Origin of the sequence: Pseudomonas sp. R25(2017), from assembly GCF_002112565.1 — a bacterium.
GTDB lineage: Bacteria > Pseudomonadota > Gammaproteobacteria > Pseudomonadales > Pseudomonadaceae > Aquipseudomonas > Aquipseudomonas ekonensis.
The window spans coordinates 54,501-77,230 of record NZ_NEHZ01000002.1; the positions used below are offsets into that span (position 1 = coordinate 54,501).

Here is a 22,730-nt window from a genome sequence, read left to right on the forward strand (position 1 = left end):
AGGACACGGGCATTTTTGTTCAGGAACCGGTTACTCGAGGATCTCCACCGGCATGCCGACTTCCAGCCGGCCGTTGCCGTCGTTCACCAGGTTCTGCCCGAACATCGCGCCGTCGGCCTGGGCGCGGGTCTTCTGCAGGGTCGCCAGCGGTTCGCGGTCGGCGCTGCGCTCGCCGGTCTTGGGGTCGATCGTCGTCAGGATGCAGCGCGAGCAGGACTTGACCACGCGCAACTCCACCTCACCGATGCGGATCCGCTTCCAGCCGTCCTCGGCATAGGCCTCGCTGCCTTCGATCACCAGGTTGGGCCGAAAGCGCAGCATTTCCAGGGGACGCCCGACTACTTGCGACAGATGCTGCAAGGACGCTTCACCGATCAGCAACAGCGGAAAGCCGTCGGCGAACGCCACCTGGTCATCATCCTTGCCGTAGCCGGCCTGGGTGATGCGGGCACGGTTCAGGGGCACCTGCACCAGCCGCGTCGGTTTGCCGATGAAGTCGCTGACCCACCGGGCCGCCTCGTCGCCGGCATCCGGCACGCGCAGGGTGTCGCGCCAGATGGTCACGCCGCGCAGGTCGGCCGCGTCGCCGGGCACCGCGACATCGATGGCCCCGTGGCCCGCAGCGCTGAGGGTCAGCCCGCCTGCGGGATTCCACAGCGCCGACAGCTGGCTCATCTTCGCTTCGGCACGCTGGGTGAGGAAACGCCCGCTGGGCTCGTCCACCAGCATCCAGCGTCGGTCCCCTTCAAGCCCCAGCTTGTCCAGGCCGATCCCTTGCAGGACCTCGGCCTTGCCGGATTTCAACGGGTAACGGTAAAGCGCGCTCAGACGCAGCATGGCCAACTCCCTGGAGGGTAAAGAACGCCACCCTATACGAGCCGGCCGTTGAATCAAAGCCCCAATGCGGCGACGCAGAACCCGCCCGTGATCAGGCCGGCACTTCGTCGAGCATCAGCCGTTGGCGCACCACGTCGACCAGCTTGTCCGGCTGGAACTTGGAGAGGAAGTTGTCGCAGCCCACCTTCTTCACCATCGAGTCGTTGAAGCTGCCGGACAGCGAGGTGTGCAGCACCACATACAGGCCACGCAGGCGCGGGTCGTTGCGGATTTCGGTGGTCAGGCGGTAGCCGTCCATTTCCGGCATTTCCGCGTCGGTGAAGACCATCAGCAGTTTGTCGGTCATGTTCGCGCCGCTGTCGGCCCAGGACTTGAGCAGGTTCAGGGCCTTGAGGCCGTCGCTGGCGATGTGCATCTTCACGCCCAGCTGGCCGAGGGTGTCGCGCAGCTGCGACAGGGCGACGTTGGAGTCGTCCACCAGCAGTACTTCGCGGCCCCGGGCACGTTCCAGCACCGGATCGTCAAGCTTGTCCCGCGACACTTTGGCGTTGTAGGGCACGATTTCGGCCAGCACCTTTTCGACGTCGATGATTTCCACCAGTTGATCGTCGACCTTGCTGATCGCGGTCAGGTAATGCTGGCGGCCGGCGCTGGTCGGCGGCGGCAGGATGGCTTCCCAGTTCATGTTGACGATGCGGTCCACGCCGCCCACCAGGAACGCCTGCACCGAACGGTTGTATTCGGTGACGATGATGGTGCTGTTCGGGCCCGGCACCAGCGGGCGCATGCCGATGGCCTGGGACAGGTCGATCACCGGCAGGGTCTGGCCGCGCAGGTTGACCACGCCGCAGACGAACGGGTGACGCTGGGGCATCAGGGTCAGCTTGGGCAGTTGCAGGACTTCCTGCACCTTGAATACGTTGATCGCGAACAGTTGGCGCCCGGCCAGCCGAAACATGAGAATTTCCAGGCGATTCTCACCCACCAGTTGCGTGCGTTGGTCTACCGTGTCGAGAATGCCGGCCATCAATGACTCCTGGGCTTGTTCTGATGAATTCACTAAAAGGGGTTATCGGCTGCACGGGCCGGATCTTGATCCCCGGCCGCAAGACTGCAAAATGCCACGTCAAAGCATTGATGTCACATTAACATCATGGTTTACTGGCCCCGTGTTTTCATCTGCTGAACTCCCACAGGCGCGACCTCGATTTTCGCGCCAGGTTCCCGTGCCTAAGGGAATCCCCTAGTAACAATCAGGCCCAACCTGATGTTCGCAGTATCCAATAGCCATTAATGTGACGCCATTCTCATTGCATGAACGGAGTCAGGCTTTTGTGTGCGATCGCAGGTCAGTGGTTCACCACCCTCCCAAAGTCCCCAGCCCCTGCCCGGGCGCACCGGGGTGCGGCCACTCGACGGTGCATGATCGGCGGCACACACGACATTCGCTCATCCGACACGACGTTGCGGAGATAAGCATGCCGATCGACCGTAAAGAGTGGGCGCAGCGGTTCCCCGAATTTCTTGTCGAAGCCGAAACGCTCCTGGCCAAGTCCGAAGAATGCCTCAGCCATCTGCAACTGATCAGCAACGACCGGGACGCCATCGACTGCATGCTCGGCACGCTCCTCAAGCTGGCGCACAAGGCCAACGACCTGGCGCTCAAGGCGATCTCCGAGTTTTCGTTGACCCTTCACCGGCTGCTCAACCAGGCGCTGGAACAGGTGAACCTGCACGCCGAGGCGCTGGGCGCCCTGCAGGACTGCTTCACCCTGATGGCCTGGCAACTGGAGTTGGTCGATCAGCACACCGGCCAACTGGGCCTCGATGAAAGCGAGCAGACGTCGCTGATCGAAGCCTTTGCGTTTCAAGTCGGTCAGCCGTGCTTTCCGTCGTCCCTCGGCGCCAAGCCGATGACCCGGGTCGGTTACCCGGAGCGACAGGCCCAAATCGGCCGCTGACCCTGACGCGCAGGCGCATGCCACCCGCCTGATGTGCCCATGCGCAGGTCGCATTCAGACCGTTCGCATATCTACCAGCGACAAATCCACAAAAACAATAATCGCCGTCCGACAAAACTTTCCTTGTCGACATCGGGGATTGCCTGTACATGAAACTTCGGAAAAAGCCGATATCTATCGAGTCTTGAATATCAACTTTTCCATTATGGAACAGGCGTCCAACAAAGCATGTTTCCTGACTTGCTGGACATATATCGCAAACGCGACCAACGGTATCCGAAGTGGTATTATGCCGCCCGCTAGTTGCTTTCAATTAATGGCACGGTGACGCCCACCGCAACATAGACCGAAGTTAACGATCACTTTCGCCCGGTCGCCACGTTGAAGCATTGAACCGAACGACAATATTTAAGACAGAGATCCGCCAGCCCCCATGGCCGGTCTGCCCGCAGCGATCATCCATTGGCTCCATCCGCTATGCACGCCAGCCTCAAGTCAATCACCACATGGCCGCCCTCCCGGGAAAACGCACGCCGGTTCACCCTGACGCTGTGCATTTGCTCTGCGGCAGGCTGCGCGCTGACCTATGGCCTGTCGGCGCCGATGTCGCTCGGCCTGCTGCTGGTCAATGTCGTGGCCGCCGGTTGCGTCGCGGTGCAGTACCGGCTTTCGCGCAAGTCGATCAAGTTTCAGCCCCAGGAACTGGCCGACCGCTTGCTGGAAGTCCAGGAAAACGAGCGCCATCGCCTCAGTCGCGAACTGCACGACGACATCGGCCAATTGCTGACCGCCGCCAAACTGCAGAGCGAATGGCTCAAGCGGCGCCTGCCGGACGACCTGCAGACCTCCTGCTCGGCGCTGTGCGACACCCTCGAAGAGACCCTGAACAAAGTGCGGGACGTGTCGGCCATCCTCAACCCGCGGCAATTGACCAGCCTGGGCCTGGAAGCCAGTTTGCGCGCCCACCTGCTCAAGACCCTGGGCAGCACGGCCATTCACTGGAGCCTGGACTGCCAGCAGCGCCTGAACGGCATTCCCGAGGAAATGGCGGTGGCCGCGTTCCGCATCACCCAGGAAGCCGTGACCAACATCCTGCGCCATGCGAACGCCCGCAACCTGCTGATCCGCATCCAGCGCTTGCCCCAGGGCCTCACCCTGATGATCAGCGATGACGGCCAAGGGTTTTCGCCGGCGCAGAACCCCGGCCGCGAAGGGCAGCGTGGCATGGCAGGCATGTCCGAACGGATCGAACAGCTGGGCGGCAAACTGACCGTCACCAGCGAGCCAGGCAAAGGCACTCAAATCGAAGCACTTTTCCCCTGGGCGCCCCGCGCGCTTGAGCGGGCCAGCACCCATAAGGTTTTGCGTTGACTTGTAACTTACTCCTGGTGGATGACCACTCGCTGATCAGGGCCGGCGTGCGCGCTCTGGTGCTCGACATTCCCGGCTACGCCGTCATCGGCGAGGCCAGCGACGGCTCGCAGTTGCTCGAACTCGTCGAACGGCTGATTCCGGATATCGTGCTGCTGGACATCTCGATGAAGGAGACCGGCGGCCTGGAAGCCTTGCAGCAGCTCAAGCGGGTGCGCCCGCAAAGCAAGGTGCTGATCCTGTCGATGCACACCGATCCTGCGCTGATCATGCAGGCGCTGGAGTCCGGCGCCCACGGCTACCTGCTCAAGGACACCACGGCCACCGAACTGGAACACGCCCTGGAGGCCCTGCGCAACAACGAGCGCTACCTGAGCCCGGCCATCGCCCACACGGTGATCAACCAGGCGCTTATCCGCACCCAGAAGAGCCAGCCCGAGACGACCGACACCCACAACCTGACGGCCCGTCAGCTGGAGATCCTGCGGCTGATCGTCCGGGGCAAGTCCACCCGGGAAATCGCCAACGGCCTGGGGCTGAGCATCAAGACCGTGGAGACCCACCGCTCACAGATCATGAAACGCCTGCAGATCTACGACGTGGCCGGCCTCGTGCTGTTCGCGGTGCGCGAGCAGATCATCAGCCTGGACGATTGACCGCCGCACCGCCCAGCAAGGGCGAGTCCGGCGGCAGGTGCACCCGCAACGCACCGGGGCGTGCCTCGAACCGCAGGTTGTCGCCCTCCAGCGGCTCGCCGTCGAGGTTGATGCACAGCCCCTCGGCGACCTTGATCTCGACCCAGGGCAGGCGGGTCCTGACGAACAGGTTGTCCAGGCCGAAACCATCGCTGAGCAATGTCTTCAGCGTGCCCACCACCTCCTGCGGCGCCGGCAGGATGCCGATGTCCAGCATCCCGTCGTCGACCACCGCCTGCGGGCACAGCACATGCCCGCCGCCGGCCTGCCGGCCGTTGCCGATGCCCAGCGCCAGCAGCTCGCCGCTCCAGTAGAAATCCGGCCCCTGCAGTTCGCCGTAGGCGGCGTGCAGCTCACTGAACCGCGACAATCCGGTGAACAGGTAAGCGGCGCCGCCGAGCACCTTCTTCAGGTCTTCGGACGTATTGGCGGTCACCTGGCTGCCGAAGCCGCCGGTGGCCATGTTGAGGAACACCTGCCCCCCCACTTCGCCCAGGTCGATGTCGCACGCCGGCACATCCAGCAAAGCCAATGCATCCGCCACCTCCAGCGGAATGCCGGCGGCACGGGAAAAGTCATTGGCGGTGCCCAACGGAAGCAGGACCAGACTTGCCTTGCGCCCATGGCCCGCCAACGCCTGGGCCACATCGCGCAACGTGCCGTCCCCTCCGCCGGCGATGATCTGCGTGTAGCCGGCCTCCAGCGCCTCCTCCACGATCCGCTGCGCATCTCCGGCTTCCCAGGTCAGGCGCACCGCCAGCGTCCAGCCGTCCTTGCGCCTGTTTTCTACAGCGGCACGCACCTGCTCGTTGAGTGCCTGTTTGCCATGCAATATCAAAAGCGCCTTGCGTTCACTCATGCCAGTCTCCCTCCGGACAAAGACGGTACAGGCCATGTTGACCATCGTTGAAGGCAAAAATCCCGAACGCGTTCGGCAGGCCGGGAAGCTCAACGGCCCCGTCCTACAGAACAAAGATCTTTCTTACAAAACCTGAGGAATCGGCTCAATTGACCTGATTCCGGCAATGGGAGACCGTGTGCGGGCTGTATCAATCACAATCTGACCACAACACAAGGATGTGCATGAAATGAGCGTAGACACCTCATGGGCGCTTGAAGGGTTGGGCGACCTCAACGGTTGCCCAGGCGACAACCAGGCAGAAGGCGGGCGCTGTCATGTTGAGCCATGAAGCCAGAATGCCGTTGAGCCCTGTGCCCTCCCTCACCGAGAACCGCCCCGGTCAAAAGAGCGAACACAAGAACAACGACAGGAAAACCGGAGAGGCCGAAATGGAACCACGTGTCGTCGAACTGGAAACCCACCTCAAGTACATCCGCCGGGATATGGACGAGATCCGTGAGGACGTCAAATCCATCAAGTACCGATTGGCCTATTCGGCGGGAGCGACAGCGGTTGTGCTGGGGATGCTGGGATGGGTGGCCAACAGCCGGTTCGACCAGCTCGTATCGCTGCTGAGCCCTTTAATGTCCGGGTGAGTGCCAAGCCTTGCCGACGGCTTCGCACCCACCCGGAAAGATCAGGCCAACAGCTCGCTCAGGGGGATGAAGGACACTTCGTCTCCCGCAGACAGGGTGCGTCCCTCCATGACTTCCACCAGCCCATCGGCCCACGCCGCACTGCGCAGGACGCCTGAGCTTTGGTTGCGGTAAATGATTGCGCCGCCCTGATCGAGGCGGCCACGCAGATACTCGCGGCGGTTACCGGCCTGAGGCCAGTCAAACCGTGCAGGCACCCGGAACTTCAAGGGCGTGACATCCTGAACGCCTTGTCGCCGCAAGATGTAGGGTCGCGCCAGCAAGGCAAACGTCACCAGCGTCGAGGCCGGGTTTCCGGGCAGGCCAATCACCGGCACGCCCCGGAAATGGCCGAACGTCAGCGGTTTTCCAGGTTTGATCGCCAGTTTCCATAGCGCCAGCTCACCCTCTTCCCTCAAGGCGACCCCAAGGAAATCGGCCTCCCCCACCGAGACTCCGCCCGTGGACAGAATCAGGTCGACGTCCTGCAACTGCCCCAGACGTACACGGGTGGCATCGAGGTCGTCCGGAAGAATGCCGGCATCGATCACCTCGCAGCCCATGCGCTGCAGCCAACCGCACAGCAGCACCCGATTGCTGTTGTAAATCTGCCCCGCCCCCAGAGGCTGGCCAGGTTCGATCAACTCGTCCCCCGTCGACAGCACGGCGACACGCACCTTGCGCACCACATCCAGCCCGGCGCATCCCAAGGACGCCGCGAGGCCCTGCTCAATCGGCCCGAGGCGGGTTCCCGCCGTGAGGATCAACTCGCCGGCAGTGGTTTCCTGACCTTGGGGCCGGATGTTCTGCCCGGCCACCAGGGGTTCGAGGAAACGCACGCGCCCGTCGGCCTGAACCTCGCTGTTTTCCTGCATCTCCACGCAATCGGCACCGGCCGGCACGGGAGCCCCGGTGAAGATCCGCGCACAGGTGCCGGGCTGCAAGGGTGCCGGCGCCTGCCCCGCGAACACCTTCTGACTGACCGGCAGGGGCTGCCCTGTCCAGTCGCTCAGGTTCAGGGCATAACCGTCCATGGCGCTGTTGGGCCAGGGCGGCAGATCCAGCGTCGACAGCAGGTCGGCGGCCAGCACCCGCCCCTCCACCTGCGCCAACGGCAAATGCTCGCGCTCAACGATCGGTGCGGCTTCGGCCATGTCCAGCAATCGCGCCAACGCCGTTTCCACGGGCATCAGGCTGCCGGTCTTGCCCGGCTTACCCGCGGGATTCACAAGGCACCGCCTGTTTCAGGTGAGGCACGAAGTTGCACGGGCGGTGCCGTGCATCCAGCTGCTCCGCGAGAATGCCGTCCCAACCGGTGCGCACCGCGTTGGTCGACCCCGGCAGGCAGCAGACCAGCGTGCCGTTGGCCAGGCCCGCCAGCGCCCGAGACTGCACAGTGGACGTGCCGATGTCCGCCACCGAGATCTGACGGAACAGCTCGCCGAACCCGTCGACCTGCTTGTCGAGCAGACACGCGACGGCCTCCGGGGTGCTGTCGCGACCGGTGAAGCCGGTGCCCCCGGTGATCAGCACCACCTGCACGACATCGTCGGCGATCCACCCGGCCACTTGCGCGCGGATTTTGTACAGGTCATCTTTGAGCAGCACCCGCTCGGCCAGACGATGGCCGGCCGCCGTCAGCCGATCGACGAAGACCTGGCCTGACGTGTCGGTTTCCAGGGTGCGGGTATCGCTGACAGTCAGCACCGCGATGTTGAGCGGTGCGAAAGGTACATCGGCCTTGGCTTTCATAGGCTCGTCCAGTTGTGGGAGAAACAGCCCGGTGTTATATCACAGCGCCCCCTTTTTCTGCCCCACCGGAGAGCCGCCATGAACACCAACCCGCCGTTGCCGCCCTGCTCCATCCTGTTGCTGGCCGGTGGTCGCGGCCAACGCATGGGCGGCCAGGACAAGGGGCTGGTGGAGTGGCAGGGCGCGCCCCTGATCGCTCACCTGCACCGCAAGGTGCGCCCGCTGACGGACGACCTGATCATCTCCTGCAACCGCAACCGGGAACGCTATGCGCCATTCGCCGACCAATTGGTGACGGACGACGAAACCGACTTTCCCGGCCCGTTGGCCGGGATCCGCGCGGGCCTGATGGCCGCGCGCCACCCGCACCTGTTGGTGCTGCCCTGCGATGTGCCGGGCATCGATGCGGCGTTGCTGCACAGCATGCGCGAAGCCGCCGCCCTGGATTCTGACAAACCTTTAATGTTGCGCCATGACGGGCACTGGGAACCCCTGCTGTGCGTGATTCCCACCCGCCTCTCGCCAGCCTTCGAGGCCGCCTGGGACGCGGGTGAGCGCAGCCCCGGCCGGGTGATGCGCGACCTGGGCGCCGTTGCCCTGCAATGCCCGGACAACGATCCCCGGCTGGCCAATCTCAACACGCCCGAACTGTTAAGCGCACATAACACTGTGTCAGACTGACACCCAGCAAGGAACTTGCACGCCGTGCATACGTCTCAAGCTCAGTAACCAAAAGAATTTCCCTTCGGAGACAAACACATGACTCAACGGACCCTCGCCACTCTCATGCTCGCTCTGGGCCTGGCCACGCTCGCCGGCTGCGCTTCGCCGACCGTGATCACCCTGAATGACGGTCGTGAGATCCAGGCCGTCGACTCGCCGAAATTCGACAAGGATTCGGGCTTCTACGAGTTCGAACAGCTGGATGGCAAGCAGACCCGCATCAACAAGGATCAAGTGCGCACCGTCAAAGAGCTGTAAACCTTCAGCACGCGCCGGATACGAAAAAGCCCGCATCATGCGGGCTTTTTCATGCCTGCCGGAAACATCCCCGGCAACGGTCACCACTGCAGCGTGATGCGGCTTTCGAACTCGCGCTCCTGCCCCGTGACCGGATCGATGAACCGCAGCCCCTGGGCCAGCAGCTTGAGCGGCTTATCGTAGTCGTCCTCGGCGTCAGCGTCGGCCGATACCTGCGGATAGAACGGATCGTTGCAGATGCTCGCGCCCAGCGCCGTCATGTGCACGCGCAACTGATGCTTCTTGCCGGTCACCGGGAAGAGGCTGTAGCGCCACAGGTCGCCGTTCTTTTCCCGCACCTGCACGAGGGTTTCCGAATTGCAGGTGCCCTCGATCTCCTGGGTGCGGAAGAAAGGCACGCCATCGACCAGACGGCTCTTGTGCACCAGCGGAAAGCTCAACTGGGGCAAGGCCGGCGCAATCGCTTCATAGCGCTTTTCGATCTGCCGGGTCGGGAACAGCGATTGGTACGCCGAACGGCTCTGCGGGTCGGCGGAAAAGATCACCAGCCCCGCCGTATGGCGGTCGATGCGGTGCAGCGGCACCAGATGCGGATTGTCCAGGCGCCGGATCAAGCGGCGCAGCAACGTCTGCTCGACATAACCGCCAGACGGGATCACCGGCAGGAAATGCGGCTTGTCGACCACCACCAGATGGTCGTCGGCGTAAAGAATCGACTCCTCCACCGGAATCGGCTTCTCATCCGGCACCTCGCGGAAGTAGTGGATCCGCAGCCCTTCCTTGTAAGGCAAGTCCACCGAAATCGGTCGGCCCTCGCCGTCGAGCACCCGACCACGGGCGATCCGATCCAGCCATTGCTCGCGGCTGATGGCGCCGAAGCGTTCGCACAGGCAGTCGAGCACCGTCAGCCAGGCGCCGGGCGGCAGGTGAAGGGTGCTGGCCTGATGCCGGGCCGCGGAAAATGTTGATGTGGACATACGGAACTCGAACCCTCAATGCAGGCGCGCATTATCCAACAGGGAACGAAACGAACCTAGCGCCGATTCCGGAATCCGCCTCAGGCCGGTGCAGGTTCGGCGGCCGCCGCTTCGGTGAACTCCTTGAGCCAGCGCAACACGTCGACAGCCTCCCAGCGACCCGGGTCGTACAGGGCGTACAGCAACCCCTGATAACCGACGACGTCCAGTTGCCTGTGGTAGCCGGCCCGCTGGAACAGGGCCTCGATCTCGGCGAAGCACGTATTGAAATGCAGTTTGCTGAACGGCGTCTTGCCTTCCGTGACCAGTCCGTCCAGGCGCAGTTCGAGGACGGCCTCGCGCACCACGTCAACCGACATCCGGTTCACGCTGTTCTTCAACTGTTCGACATTGACCACGGCTCATCCCTCTGACGTCCGGTGCGCCTGCCGTCTGCCCGAAAGGGACATGGCATGGCGAACCCGCTCATTTACTGTATGCGCATACAGTATAGAAGCAAACGGAAATTGCCAAGGGACGCGTCGGCGAGCGCGACAAGCGGAAGTGACGGCAGGCAGGAATCAAAGGCTAACGCAGGAACGCCACCACCTGATCGGCGCTGAACGGCCACCCCAGTTCGGCCCCGGTGTCCGTGCGGCGCAGGACAGGAATCCGCAGGCTGTAGGCCTCGAACCAGGACTCGTCGTCTGCGATGTCCACCAGTTCGACCAACAGCCCGTTCTCGACGAAGGGCATCAGCAGGGACTCGGCGACCTCGCACAGATGGCACCCCAGGGTGCCGAACAGCTGACATTCCGGAAGCATGTGCGCTCTTCCCAAAAATTGAACGGACATTCTAGGCCCGCCCCGAAAACCCGTCGAGCCACCCCGATGGCAGCGCCCGCACATCGCCCCCTTCCGCCGATGCCCTGACACAGATCACGGCGCCGAAACGCGTTTCAGCCGATGCTCCGATGTTTTTTGCCTCTACGCTTCCATGGCCTGCCCATCCGACCGGAGTGTTTCGTGTTCGCCAACCTGCTGATCATTCTTGCCTCATCCTTGCTGGTGATTGCCCTGTTCCGCCGCCTGCGCCTGCCACCGGTGCTGGGCTACCTGTGCGTGGGGCTGATGGTGGGCCCGACGGCGTTCGACTGGGTCAACGAAAGCGAACACCTGCCGGACTTGGCCGAGCTGGGCGTGGTGTTCCTGCTGTTTTCCCTGGGCCTTGAGTTTTCCCTGTCGAAGATGATCGCCCTGCGCAACGTGGTGTTTCGCCTGGGCAGCCAGCAAGTGCTGTTCAGCACGGCGCTGCTGGGCGGTGTCCTGATGTTGCTGGGCATGCACGCGCTGCCGGCCTTGCTGCTGGGCGCCGGACTGTCGCTGTCGTCCACGGCGATCGTCACCAAGGAGCTGGGCAGCCTGGGGGAAGTGTTCAGCAGCCACGGCCAGAATGCGGTGGGCGTGCTGCTGTTCCAGGACGTGGTGGCGGTGTTGCTGCTGACGCTGGTGCCGGCGTTCGCCGGAAGCGGCGGGCAAGCCTGGTACTGGGCCTTGCCGCTCACGCTGCTCAAGACCGTTGTGCTGTTCTTCGGGTTGCTGCTGGCCAGCCGCTGGCTGCTGCCGCGGCTGTTCCACGAGGTGGCCGCCTCACGCTCGGCCGAACTGTTCGTGTTGCTGGCGCTGGTGATCGTGCTGTTGACGGCATGGCTGACTCACTTGCTCGGCCTGTCCCCCGCCCTGGGCGCGTTCCTGGCCGGCATGCTGCTGGGCGAAAGCCACTACCGGCACCAGATCGAGGCCGACATCCGGCCGTTCCGCGACATCCTGCTGGGCCTGTTTTTCGTCAGCATCGGCATGCTCATCGATCTGCGACTGTTCGCCAGCCACAGCCTGGCGATCGTCGGCCTGACGTTGGGTTTGCTGCTGATCAAGGGGGCAGTGGTGGCGGCGCTGGTGAAATGGCGCGGCAGCGACAGCGAAACCGCCTGGCGCAGCGGCCTGGCGCTGGCCCAGGGCGGCGAGTTCTGCTTTGCGCTGATGGCCCAGATGCAACAGCACAGCCTGCTGCCCGAAGGGCTCGGCGCCCTGCTGCTCGCCGCGACCTTCTGCTCGATGCTGCTCACACCGCTGCTGCTGCGCGCCGCCCCGCGCATCGCCGCGCGCCTGCACCGCAAACCCAACCAGACCGCGCAGATCGAGGAAATCAGCGCCCTCAACGCCGGGCTCGATCGGCATGTGGTGATTTGCGGCTACGGGCGAGTCGGCCAATCCATCGGCCGTTTCATGCGCAACGCCGGGCAAGCCTACGTCGCGCTGGACAACGACCCGGTGCGCGTTCAAGAGGCCGCCGCCACCGAACGGGACGTGCATTACGGCGACTCCGCCCGCGGCGACCTGCTGACCGCCGTCGGGCTGCTGCGCGCCCGGCTGCTGGTGATCGCCGTAGACCAGAGTGATGTCGCGCTGCGGGTGCTCAAGGAAGCCCGGCGCCTCAACGCCAAGGTACCGATCCTGGTGCGCACCCGCGACGACAGCCAATGGGCGGAACTGAAGGCCGCCGGCGCCAGCGAAGTGGTGCCGGAGCTGCTGGAGTCGAGCCTGATGCTCGCCTCGCACGCGTTGATCCTGCTGGGCCTGCCTGCGCATAAGGTGCAGGAGAAGGTCGATCAGGTGCGCATCGACCGCTATCGCCTGCTGCACGGGTTCTACCCCGGCAGCGAAGACGAAGAGACCTAGTCCTGACTGACCGCACCGATCTTGTGCAGCGACAGGTCCGCGCCGTAATACTCCTGCTCTTGGGTCAGGCGCAGGCCGTGCAGCGCGCGGATCGCCCCATAGACGGCGAACCCGCCGGCCAGCGCCACGACCACGCCCAGCGCCGTGCCGATCAACTGGCTGGCGAGGCTGACGCCGCCGAGCCCGCCCAAGGCGGTCTGGCCGAAAATCCCGCAGGCCACCCCGCCCCACACGCCGCACAGTCCGTGCAGGGGCCAGACGCCGAGCACGTCATCGATCCGCCATTTGACCTGGGCGGCGGTGAAGCACCACACGAACAAGGCGCCGGCGATCGCCCCGGTCGCCAGGGCGCCGACCGGGTGCATCAGATCGGAACCGGCGCACACCGCCACCAGCCCGGCCAAGGGGCCGTTGTGCAGGAAGCCCGGGTCGTTGCGTCCGACGATCAGCGCCGCCACCGTGCCGCCGACCATCGCCATCAGCGAGTTGACCGCCACCAGCCCGCTGACGCCTTGCAGGGTCTGCGCGCTCATCACGTTGAAGCCGAACCAGCCGACGATCAGGATCCACGACCCCAACGCCAGGAACGGAATGCTCGAAGGCGCGAACGCCACCAGACGGCCGTCGCGGTAGCGGCCGTTGCGCGGGCCCAGCAACAGCACCGCCGCCAGCGCCAGCCAGCCGCCCACGGCATGCACCACCACGGAGCCGGCGAAGTCATGGAAGCCTGCGCCGAACGTCGCGGCCAGCCAGGCCTGCAGGCCATAGTTGCCGTTCCAGACCATGCCCTCGAAGAACGGGTAGATGAACGCCGTGATCAGCGCCGTCGCGCACAGTTGCGGCACGAACCGCGCCCGCTCGGCGATGCCGCCGGATATGATCGCCGGAATGGCCGCCGCGAACGTCAGCAGGAAGAAGAACTTGACCAGCCCGTAGCCGTGGTCGGCGCTGAGCACCGCCGCCGGCTGCAGAAACGTCACGCCGTAGGAAATCCAATAGCCTATAAAGAAATAGGCCAGGGTCGAGACCGCGAAGTCGCTGAGAATCTTCGACAATGCGTTGACCTGGTTCTTCTGGCGGACCGTACCGACCTCCAGAAACGCGAACCCTGCGTGCATGGCCAGCACCATGACCGCGCCGATCAGAATGAACAACGTGTTGGAGCTGTGAACCAGCGTGTCCACAGCGCTTTGCAGATTTTCCATGAGGAGGCAGACCCAAGGCTGAAAATGGCACCAAAGCGGTTCACGCGGGCATTTCTTGCACCAAGTTGCGCCCGGCGGATCCGCGAACCCAAGGTTCGTGAACCGCATTGGCGCACCCGGCCGATGTCCTGACACAAACCGTTATCATCCGGGCCGGGATTTTCCCGGCTCCGCGCCCGGCAACAGCGCACAGCGGCCGGATCGCGCACCACGACACAGCAAGAGTTGTACCAGCCGATTGCGCTGAACCTTCGCGCAAGGCCCATACTCGAACGCTTCAGAACGCCACTAACGGAGATTCCCCATGGCCGGCACCAAGGCAAAGACTGCTCAAGAGATCCTGATGGACGATTTCCAGACCCTGGTCAGCGACACCGAACGCTTGCTCGAACACACCGCGACCCTCGCCGGCGACCAGGCCGACGAGCTGCGCGCCCAGATCCACGAAAGCCTGCTGCGTGCCCGGGAGACCCTCAAACTCACCGAAGACAGCCTGCGCGAACGCGGTCAGGCAGCGGTCGCCGCCACCGAGGAATACGTGTCGGCCAACCCTTGGCAATCGGTGGGCATCGCCGCCGGCGTCGGCTTCCTGCTTGGCCTGCTGGCCACTCGGCGCTGATCATGTCGATCGGTGAATCGGGCCCGTCCTCAACGGGAACAAGCTCTTCCACGCGGCGCCTGGGCGCCGCCTTCCTTGGCCTGCTGCACAGTCACGTCGAACTGTTCGGCATCGAACTGCAAGAGCAGAAGGCGCGCACCGTCAGCCTGCTGCTGTTCGCCGGCCTGGCTCTGGTGTTCGCGCTGCTGCTGTTGGTCGGCCTGTCGGCGCTGGTGCTGATCGTGCTCTGGGACACGTATCGCCTGGCCGCGATCATCGGCCTGTGCGTGTTCTATGCCCTGGCGGCGATCTTCTGCGCGTTGCGCCTGAAGGCGGCCGTCTTCGATGAATCCTCGCCCTTCCACGGCACCCTGGAAGAGCTGGCCAACGATCGGGAGCGCCTGCTGCCATGAGCCTGCCTGAACTTCCGCGCAACAGCTCGCGCCAGGAAATGCGCAAGGCCCTGATCCGCCTGCGCATGGAAATGCATCGCCAGGAGATCCGCCACGAAGCCGGCCAGGTGCTGCAGCCGCTGCAGCGCATGCGCGGGATGACGCAAAACCTGCAGGACGGTTTCGGCATCAAGCATGCGCCGCTTTGGGGCATCGCCGCGGTCACGCTGCTCGGCTTCCTCACCGGCAAAGGCGCCAAGGGCGGCGGCGTCGGTGGATTGAGCCGCCTGATCCGCCTGGGCAGCGCGCTCGGGCCGCTGATCCGGCTGGTGATGCAGAACGCCAACAAGCGCTGAGCCGCTGTCTGGCTGCATTCTTGCAACGGCGCCGGGACCGGACTCCGCAGCCTGGAGTTCCGGCCCTGCCCGCCTGCCCGGCGGGCATCCGAACCCGAACAAGAATAACTAAGGAGGCCTCGTGATCGACGGGCAACCGCTCGCCTGCTTTCAGCCTTTCATCGATACCGCCACCGGACGCATCGCAGGCGTCGAGGCACTGGGGCGCCTGCGTCAGGCCGATGGCCGGTTGACCTCGGTCGGGCCGCTGTTCTCCGACCCGCGCACCCCCGCCATCGCCCTGCGGCGCCTCGACCGGCAGATCCGCGACAACGCCTTGAGCCGCCTGCACGAAGCGCCGGCGGACTGGTTCCTGAGCCTGAACATGTCGCCGCGCTGGATCAGTCGCCTGCGCCCTGAGCAAGCCTTGCCCAGCCTCAAGCAGCTGGCCCGGCACGGCGTCGATGCGCAGCGGATCGTCTTCGAGATCACGGAACTGGGCGGCAACAGCCAGCGCCTGGCGCAAGTCGTCGCACGCTACCGCGACGCCGGGGCTCGCATCGCCATCGACGATTTCGGCGCCGGCCACTCGCAGCTCGACCGGGTGCTGGCCCTGCAGCCGGACATCCTCAAGCTCGACATGCGCCTGTTCCAGGCCGCCGCGCTCGGCGGGCCCAGCAGCGATGTGGTCAAGGCCCTGGCCCAGATGGCCGAGAAGACCGGTTGCCGGATCATCGCCGAAGGGGTGGAGACCGAGGCCCAGCTCAACTACGCGCTGGAGTGCGGCTCGCGCTATGTGCAGGGCTACCTGTTCGCCAGGGCGCAGGAAGCGTTTTTCGAGACGGATGCCTTCGTCGAGCGCTTCGCGGCGCTGCGTCAGCGTTATGTGCGCCAGAAGCTGGACGAACGCAGCCGGCTGATGGAGCTGCGTCGGCAACTGGCCGAATGGATGGCGGCCCTGCAAGCCTGGGCCGGGGCCGGCGCACCGGTCAGCGCCCTGCCGCAGCCGCAGGCCTTTGCCTGGCTGCTGCGGTTCTACCTGTGCGATCGCCAAGGCACGCAACTGACGCCGAACCTGGAATGGCGCCACGGCGCCTGGACCGCCGACGACCGCTACATGGGCCATAACTGGTCGTGGCGACCGTACTTCCATCATTTGCTGGCCGAGGGCCGGGAGGAGCGGCGCCTGATCCTGTCCGACACCTACCGCGACGCCACCAGCAACCAGTACTGCCTCACCGCCGGACAGTTCTTCGACGACGGCGAACGCCTGCTGCTGATCGACATAGACGCTGCCGGACTCTAGCCGGGCTTGCGCAGGCCAGCCCGAACCGGGAAGCTAGGCCATCACTCATCCGATGGAGAGCCCCCGCCTTGGATTGGCACACCCTGCTCAACCGCGAACGCCTCGGCAAACCGCTGCACAGCCCGCAGGAACTGGGCCGCAGCCCGTTCCACAAGGATCACGACCGGATCATCTTCTCCGGCGCCTTCCGCCGCCTGGGGCGCAAGACGCAGGTGCACCCGGTGTCGAGCAACGACCACATCCACACGCGCCTGACCCATTCGCTGGAAGTCAGCTGCGTCGGGCGCTCGCTGGGCATGCGCGTGGGCGAAACCCTGCGCGGCGTCCTGCCCGAATGGTGCGAACCGAGCGACCTGGGCATGGTGGTGCAGTCGGCTTGCCTGGCCCATGACATCGGCAACCCGCCGTTCGGCCACTCCGGCGAAGACGCCATCCGCCACTGGTTCCAGCAGGCCGCCGGACGCGGCTGGCTGGATGCGATGAGCGAGGCCGAACGGGGTGACTTCCTCAACTTCGAAGGCAACGCCCAGGGTTTCCGCGTGTTGACGCAGTTGGAATATCACCAGTTCGACGGCGGCACCCGACTGACCTACGCCACCCTCGGCACTTACCTGAAGTACCCGTGGACCGCCCGGCACGCGGACTCCCTGGGCTACAAGAAGCACAAGTTCGGCTGCTACCAGAGCGAACTGCCCCTGCTGGAGCAGATCGCCCACAAGCTCGGCCTGCCGCAGCTCGAGGAACAGCGCTGGGCCCGCCACCCGCTGGTGTACCTGATGGAGGCGGCGGACGACATCTGCTATGCGCTGATCGATCTGGAAGACGGCCTGGAGATGGACTTGCTGGACTACGCCGAAGTCGAGTCCCTGCTGCTGGGCCTGGTGGGCGACGACCTGCCGGAAACCTATCGCCTGCTCGGCCCCCAGGATTCGCGGCGGCGCAAGCTGGCGATCCTGCGCGGCAAGGCCATCGAACACCTGACCAACGCCGCGGCCCGGGCCTTCGTCGAACAGCAGGACGCCCTGCTCGCCGGCACCCTGCACGGCGATCTGGTGGAGCACATGCACGGCCCGGCCAAACGCTGCGTGCTGAACGCCAAGGACATCGCCCGCAAGAAGATCTTTCAGGACAAGCGCAAGACCCTGCACGAGATCGGCGCCTACACGACGCTGGAGATTCTGCTCAACGCGTTCTGCGGGGCCGCGCTGGAACAGCACAACGGCCGCACCCCGTCCTTCAAGAGCCGGCGCATCCTCGACCTGCTGGGCAACAACGCGCCGGATCCGCGCGGCCCGCTGCACACCTCGTTCCTGCGCATGATCGACTTCATCGCCGGCATGACCGACAGCTACGCCAGCGACATGGCGCTGGAGATGACCGGTCGCTCCAGCCATTGACCGGACGCCTGAACGGTCGCCCCGCCGACCGTTCAGGCGCCCGGCACCCTGGCCGGTTTGCCGGGAGGTGAAGGACATTAAACAACCGCCCCCACCGCCGCCCCGGCCCGATCCGTGCCCTCTGGATCGGGGAAAACAAATGGACGCAGACCGTTAACACTTAGAGTAAACAGTGAAGGGCGATTTACTCTTCCTTACTCCACACCCAGCCCAACAGTAGTCGCATTCCCTTTTAAATGTAGGAACATTCCTATATTGCCGTTAGAGCCAAGTCAGTCCCTGCGGGCGCTTATTCATCTGAGCTAATGTGCGCGCTTTATTCGTGCTTGCATGGGACTTGAATATGAACTCCGTTTTTATTGTCGACGATCACCCGGTCATCCGTCTTGCCGTTCGCATGTTGCTGGAACATGAAGGCTACAAAGTCGTCGGTGAAACCGATAACGGGGTCGACGCCATGCAGATGGTGCGGGAGTGCATGCCCGACCTGATCATTCTCGACATCAGCATTCCCAAGCTGGACGGGCTGGAAGTCCTCGCACGCTTCAACGCCATGGGGTCGCCCCTCAAGACACTGGTGCTGACGGCCCAATGCCCGACCCTCTTCGGCATCCGTTGCATGCAGTCGGGGGCCTCGGGCTATGTCTGCAAACAGGAAGACCTGAGCGAACTGGTGAGTGCGATCAAAGCGGTGCTGTCCGGTTACAACTACTTTCCCAGCCAAGCATTGAATCCCGTGCGCAATGACGATGTCCGTTATGCCGAACTGGAACTGTTCAAGTCCGTCAACGACCGCGAACTGATGGTATTGCAGTTGTTTGCCCAAGGCCGGACAAACAAGGAAATCGCCAAGGGCATGTTTCTGAGCAACAAGACCGTCAGCACCTATAAAAAGCGCCTGATGCAAAAACTGAAGGCCCGGTCTCTGGTGGAACTTATCGAAATGGCCAAACGCAACGCATTAGTGTGAGAGCCCGCATGCCCAGCCGACTCCTGCTCACACTGACGACCTGGTGCGCAGGCCTGTGCCTGGCCGTGCTCGCGTTCGTCGCGTTTGCCTCCCCGCCGCACTACGTCCTGCTCAGCCGCGCGACGCACATGGCGCCGCCGATCACCCTGGACGCCATGCAACGGCAGTGGCTGCAGACCCGCAAGGCCCTGGTTCTGGGCACTTCCGCCCCGGACTACCCGCCGTTCGACATGACCTCCAGCGGCCGCGACTACGAAGGGCTCACCGCCGACTACGCAGGTCTGCTGGGCCAGGCGACCGGCCTGCCGGTGCGCATCCGTCATTACGCCTCGCGGGATGAGGCGGTGCAGGCCCTGGTCGACGGCGAGGTCGACCTGCTGGGCACCGCCAACGGCTTCGAAGCCGCCAACCCCGACGTGGTGCTCTCCACACCCTACGCCATCGACCAGCCGGTGCTGGTCACCCGCGAGGGCGAAACCCGATCGCTGACCGAAGGCCTCGCCGGGCTGCGGCTGAGCATGGTCTATCACTACCTGCCGCTCGACGAAGTCAAGGCGCTCTACCCCAAGGCCGTCCTCACGGTCTACCCGTCGTACCAGAACGCTCTCAACGCCGTGGCGTTCGATCAGGCCGACGTGTTCCTCGGCGACACGGTCTCCACCCATTACATGATCAACAAGGGCTACCTGAACAACATCCGCATGGCCAACTTCGGCAAGCACGAAGCCCATGGGTTCAGCTTTGCCGTCCACCGTGACAACCCACAGTTGCTGAGCATCGTCGATACGGTGCTCAAGGGCGTGCCCGGCAGCGAACGGACGAACATCGCCAAACGCTGGAGCGCCGGCAGCGACATCCTGCTGACCGACCGCAAACTGCAACTGACCCGCCGCGAAGAGGACTGGCTCAAGCGCCACCCGGTGGTGCGCGTGGTGGTCAACGAAGCCTTTGCCCCGCTGACGTTCTTCGACAGCGACGGCAACCTGCGCGGGATCTCCGCCGACCTGCTCGAACTCATCCGCCTGCGCACCGGCCTGCGCTTCGACATCCGCCGCGGCCGCAGCGACAGCGACATGATCGGGCAGCTCGAAAACGATCAGGCCGACCTGATCGCCGCGCTGCTGCCCAGCGCCAAACGCGAACGGCACCTGAGCTTCAGCCGCCCGTACCTGGAGAACTCCCACGTCCTGCTGACCCGCAAGGCCGCCGACAGCCCCACCCACCCGGGGCAACTGAAAGGCCGGTCGGTGGCGATCGCCCAGGGCAACCCGATGATCGACTACCTGCGCCGCGAGTTTCCGCGCATCGACCTGGTCGAGACGCCGGACACCTTCAGCGCCGTGGCGATGCTGGCCGGCGGGCAGGTCGACGGCGCGGTGACCTCGCTGGTGATCGCCAACTACTTCATCTCGTCGCGGATCTTCGAGCACCGGCTGCAGATCACCACGACCCTCGGTACGCGCCAGGCCGCGTTCTCCCTGGCCACCACCCACGCCAACCCGGAACTGGTGGCGATCCTCGACAAGGCGCTGCTGAGCATCTCGCCCGAGGAACTCGGCATCATCAACAGCCGCTGGCGCGGCTATTCGGAAGCCTCCCAGGGCGCATGGCGCGACTACCGGCGCCTGTTCTACCAGGTGGCGACCGGCGCCTGCCTGCTCCTGCTGCTGTCGCTGGCCTGGAATGCCTACATGCGACGCCAGATCAAACAGCGCCAGGCCGCCGAACGGGCCCTCAACGACCAATACGAGTTCATGCGCTCGCTGGTCGACGGCACTCCCCATCCGATCTATGTGCGCGACCGCAACGGGTTGCTGCAAAGCTGCAACGACAGCTACCTCAAGGCCTTCAACGCCCGGCGCGAAGACGTGATCGGCAAAAGCGTCATGCACAGCGCCCAGGGCAACGCCTTCGAGGCCCAGGCCTATCAGGCGGACTACCGCCGGGTGCTGGCGCAAGGCAAGCCGCTGATCCAGGACCGTCCGCTGCACATCGGCGGGCTGCGCCTGACCATCTACCACTGGATCCTGCCCTACCGCGACTCCAGCGGCGACGTCCAGGGCATCATCGGCGGCTGGATCGACATCAGCGAGCGCCGGCGCCTGCTGGACGAACTGCGCACGGCCAAGGAACAGGCCGACAACGCCAACCGGGCCAAAAGCACCTTTCTGGCGACCATGAGCCACGAGATCCGCACCCCGATGAACGCGGTGATCGGCATGCTCGAACTGACGCTCGAACGCCTGGACGCGCATCACCCTGACCGCTCGTCCATCGAGACGGCCTACCGCTCGGCCCGGGATCTGCTGGGCCTGATCGGCGACATCCTCGACATCGCCCGGATCGAGTCCGGGCGCTTGAGCCTGAGCCCCGAATGGGTCGGCCTGGTGGAGACGGTCAGCTCGGTGACAAGGATCTTCGACGGCCTGGCCCGCCAGAAGAAGCTCTCCCTGCAACTGACGGTCAATCCGCCTGGACTCGCGGCGGATGTGTACCTGGACCCGCTGCGCTTCAAGCAGATTCTGTCCAACCTGATCAGCAACGCCATCAAGTTCACCGACGCCGGGCAGATCCAGGTCACCCTCGACCTGCCGGATGCCGACGGGTCCGAGCGGCCGATCATGCGATTGACCGTTCAGGACAGCGGCGTCGGCATCAGCGCCGAAGACCAACAGCGGCTGTTCACGCCGTTCGCCCAGGCCGACCACGGCCTGCAGAGCCACGGCGGTGCCGGGCTGGGGCTGGTGATCAGCCGCAGCCTGTGCGAAATGATGGAAGGCCGGCTGCAGTTGAACAGCCAGCCCGGCGTCGGCACGCAGGTCAGCGTCTCCCTGCCGCTGGAAGCCCGCCCCGCCAGCCCCGTCGTCGAGCGCCGCGATGAACCGGTGCGGCGCGCCGGCGCGCCCCTGAACGTGCTGGTGGTGGATGACCATCCCGCCAACCGCCTGCTGATGTGCCAGCAACTGGAGTTCCTCGGCCATGCCTACAGCGTCGCGGAGGAAGGCCGCAGCGCCCTGGAGGTCTGGAAGGCCGGCCGCTTCGATCTGGTGATCGCCGACTGCAACATGCCGATCATGAACGGCTACGAGCTGACGCAGGCCATCCGTCGGCTTGAGCGCCAGACCCGGCGCCCGCCCTGCAAGGTGCTGGGGTTCACCGCCAACGCCCAGCCCGAAGAGCTGCAACGCTGCCGGCAGGCGGGCATGGACGATTGCCTGTTCAAGCCCTTGAGCCTGAGCGTCCTCAGCCAATGGGTGGACGGCATCGCGCCCGCCGCGCCTGCTGCGGTCGCGGCGCCGGCGCTCAGCCTTCAAGGGCTCAAGCCGTTGACGGGCGGCAATCCGTCCCAGACGCGACGCTTGCTCGCCGAACTGCTCAACAGCAACCGTCGGGATCGCGAGCAGATGCAGGCGTTGGCCGAAGCCGCCGACCGCGAAGCGCTGGCCGTGCTCGCCCACAAGATCAAGGGCGCCGCACGCATCGTCCAGGCCGGCTGCGTGATCGACTGCTGCGAGGCGTTGGAGCAAGCCTGCGCGCAAGCATTGCCGGCCACCGAGATCCGCCTTCGCTGCCGACGCAGCGATCTTGCCCTGCTCGAACTGGATCGGGCGCTGCAGCAGCAGTTGGACCGGCTCGCGTACGGCAGAACGGTCGAGCCTTAACTATGCTTGAGCGCTGAGCAGTGTGTTTCCCATCACG

23 protein-coding genes are annotated in these 22,730 nt (G+C 64.6%); 14 read left to right on the forward strand and 9 right to left on the reverse strand.

The features are described 5' to 3' along the window. Positions 1-30 precede the first annotated feature (30 nt). The gene (locus tag CAG31_RS02710; RefSeq protein WP_085577938.1) at positions 31-837 is read right to left on the reverse strand and encodes an MOSC domain-containing protein; all 807 of its coding nucleotides are present in this window, start codon (positions 835-837) and stop codon (positions 31-33) included. 91 nt (positions 838-928) lie between these two features. After that, entirely contained in the window at positions 929-1,864 is a 936-nt protein-coding gene (locus CAG31_RS02715) for a chemotaxis protein CheV (RefSeq protein WP_085577939.1), read from the reverse strand. A gap of 451 nt (positions 1,865-2,315) precedes the next feature. On the opposite strand from CAG31_RS02715, the gene CAG31_RS02720 reads away from it, so the two are divergent. The 3 genes from CAG31_RS02720 to CAG31_RS02730 all read left to right on the forward strand — a co-directional run bounded on the left by CAG31_RS02720 (position 2,316) and on the right by CAG31_RS02730 (position 4,825). Then, on the forward strand, positions 2,316-2,798 hold the full coding sequence (locus CAG31_RS02720) for a hypothetical protein (protein ID WP_085577940.1): 483 nt from the start codon (positions 2,316-2,318) through the stop codon (positions 2,796-2,798). Positions 2,799-3,275: 477 nt separating this feature from the next. After that, a complete protein-coding gene (locus tag CAG31_RS02725) occupies positions 3,276-4,169 on the forward strand; it encodes a sensor histidine kinase (protein WP_085577941.1) in 894 nt (297 codons plus the stop codon). Beyond that, the gene (locus CAG31_RS02730) at positions 4,166-4,825 is read left to right on the forward strand and encodes a response regulator transcription factor (protein WP_085577942.1); all 660 of its coding nucleotides are present in this window, start codon (positions 4,166-4,168) and stop codon (positions 4,823-4,825) included. The genes CAG31_RS02725 and CAG31_RS02730 overlap by 4 nt, the downstream gene beginning before the upstream one ends. On the opposite strand, the gene yegS is transcribed toward CAG31_RS02730, so the two are convergent. Continuing rightward, complete coding sequence (gene yegS / locus CAG31_RS02735; protein ID WP_085577943.1) at positions 4,809-5,723, reverse strand: lipid kinase YegS; 915 nt, start codon at positions 5,721-5,723, stop codon at positions 4,809-4,811. The two genes, CAG31_RS02730 and yegS, sit on opposite strands and share 17 nt — an antisense overlap. A gap of 317 nt (positions 5,724-6,040) precedes the next feature. Here yegS and CAG31_RS28385 point away from each other — a divergent pair, with 317 nt between their 5' ends. After that, a complete protein-coding gene (locus CAG31_RS28385; protein WP_170930300.1) occupies positions 6,041-6,361 on the forward strand; it encodes a hypothetical protein in 321 nt (106 codons plus the stop codon). 41 nt (positions 6,362-6,402) lie between these two features. On the opposite strand, the gene glp is transcribed toward CAG31_RS28385, so the two are convergent. Both glp and moaB read right to left on the reverse strand, forming a co-directional pair. Next, a complete protein-coding gene (gene glp / locus CAG31_RS02745; protein WP_085577944.1) occupies positions 6,403-7,629 on the reverse strand; it encodes a gephyrin-like molybdotransferase Glp in 1,227 nt (408 codons plus the stop codon). Then, positions 7,613-8,152: a molybdenum cofactor biosynthesis protein B gene (moaB, locus tag CAG31_RS02750; RefSeq protein WP_085577945.1), complete on the reverse strand. Its 540-nt coding sequence runs from the start codon at positions 8,150-8,152 to the stop codon at positions 7,613-7,615. The genes glp and moaB overlap by 17 nt, the downstream gene beginning before the upstream one ends. Positions 8,153-8,230: 78 nt before the next feature. Between moaB and mobA the strand changes: the two genes are divergently transcribed. Then, the gene (gene mobA / locus CAG31_RS02755) at positions 8,231-8,833 is read left to right on the forward strand and encodes a molybdenum cofactor guanylyltransferase MobA (RefSeq protein ID WP_085577946.1); all 603 of its coding nucleotides are present in this window, start codon (positions 8,231-8,233) and stop codon (positions 8,831-8,833) included. Between the two features lie 78 nt (positions 8,834-8,911). Beyond that, the gene (locus CAG31_RS02760) at positions 8,912-9,133 is read left to right on the forward strand and encodes a YgdI/YgdR family lipoprotein (RefSeq protein ID WP_085577947.1); all 222 of its coding nucleotides are present in this window, start codon (positions 8,912-8,914) and stop codon (positions 9,131-9,133) included. Between the two features lie 80 nt (positions 9,134-9,213). On the opposite strand, the gene CAG31_RS02765 is transcribed toward CAG31_RS02760, so the two are convergent. The 3 genes from CAG31_RS02765 to CAG31_RS02775 form a co-directional block, all read right to left on the reverse strand. Next, the gene (locus tag CAG31_RS02765; RefSeq protein WP_085577948.1) at positions 9,214-10,110 is read right to left on the reverse strand and encodes a pseudouridine synthase; all 897 of its coding nucleotides are present in this window, start codon (positions 10,108-10,110) and stop codon (positions 9,214-9,216) included. 80 nt (positions 10,111-10,190) lie between these two features. Further along, positions 10,191-10,508, reverse strand: a complete 318-nt coding sequence (locus tag CAG31_RS02770) for a transcriptional regulator (RefSeq protein WP_085577949.1) — start codon at positions 10,506-10,508, stop codon at positions 10,191-10,193. 169 nt (positions 10,509-10,677) lie between these two features. Further along, positions 10,678-10,914 (reverse strand): glutaredoxin family protein, encoded by a 237-nt coding sequence (locus tag CAG31_RS02775; RefSeq protein WP_085577950.1) that lies wholly within the window; start codon positions 10,912-10,914, stop codon positions 10,678-10,680. Between the two features lie 201 nt (positions 10,915-11,115). Here CAG31_RS02775 and CAG31_RS02780 point away from each other — a divergent pair, with 201 nt between their 5' ends. Beyond that, entirely contained in the window at positions 11,116-12,828 is a 1,713-nt protein-coding gene (locus tag CAG31_RS02780) for a monovalent cation:proton antiporter-2 (CPA2) family protein (RefSeq protein ID WP_085577951.1), read from the forward strand. On the opposite strand, the gene CAG31_RS02785 is transcribed toward CAG31_RS02780, so the two are convergent. Beyond that, positions 12,825-14,033, reverse strand: coding sequence for an ammonium transporter (locus CAG31_RS02785; RefSeq protein ID WP_085577952.1), 1,209 nt, complete (start codon positions 14,031-14,033; stop codon positions 12,825-12,827). The two genes, CAG31_RS02780 and CAG31_RS02785, sit on opposite strands and share 4 nt — an antisense overlap. Before the next feature lie 304 nt (positions 14,034-14,337). Between CAG31_RS02785 and CAG31_RS02790 the strand changes: the two genes are divergently transcribed. The 7 genes from CAG31_RS02790 to CAG31_RS02820 all read left to right on the forward strand — a co-directional run bounded on the left by CAG31_RS02790 (position 14,338) and on the right by CAG31_RS02820 (position 22,693). Beyond that, the gene (locus CAG31_RS02790) at positions 14,338-14,652 is read left to right on the forward strand and encodes a YqjD family protein (RefSeq protein WP_085577953.1); all 315 of its coding nucleotides are present in this window, start codon (positions 14,338-14,340) and stop codon (positions 14,650-14,652) included. 2 nt (positions 14,653-14,654) lie between these two features. Further along, on the forward strand, positions 14,655-15,044 hold the full coding sequence (locus CAG31_RS02795) for a phage holin family protein (RefSeq protein WP_085577954.1): 390 nt from the start codon (positions 14,655-14,657) through the stop codon (positions 15,042-15,044). Beyond that, a complete protein-coding gene (locus CAG31_RS02800) occupies positions 15,041-15,379 on the forward strand; it encodes a hypothetical protein (RefSeq protein ID WP_085577955.1) in 339 nt (112 codons plus the stop codon). Before CAG31_RS02795 ends, CAG31_RS02800 begins: the two co-directional genes overlap by 4 nt. Positions 15,380-15,500: 121 nt before the next feature. Beyond that, positions 15,501-16,664, forward strand: coding sequence for an EAL domain-containing protein (locus tag CAG31_RS02805; RefSeq protein ID WP_085577956.1), 1,164 nt, complete (start codon positions 15,501-15,503; stop codon positions 16,662-16,664). A gap of 68 nt (positions 16,665-16,732) precedes the next feature. Continuing rightward, complete coding sequence (locus CAG31_RS02810; RefSeq protein WP_085577957.1) at positions 16,733-18,061, forward strand: deoxyguanosinetriphosphate triphosphohydrolase; 1,329 nt, start codon at positions 16,733-16,735, stop codon at positions 18,059-18,061. 343 nt (positions 18,062-18,404) lie between these two features. Continuing rightward, on the forward strand, positions 18,405-19,031 hold the full coding sequence (locus tag CAG31_RS02815; RefSeq protein WP_085577958.1) for a response regulator transcription factor: 627 nt from the start codon (positions 18,405-18,407) through the stop codon (positions 19,029-19,031). A gap of 8 nt (positions 19,032-19,039) precedes the next feature. After that, entirely contained in the window at positions 19,040-22,693 is a 3,654-nt protein-coding gene (locus tag CAG31_RS02820; RefSeq protein ID WP_085577959.1) for a transporter substrate-binding domain-containing protein, read from the forward strand. The last annotated feature ends 37 nt before the right edge of the window (positions 22,694-22,730 follow it).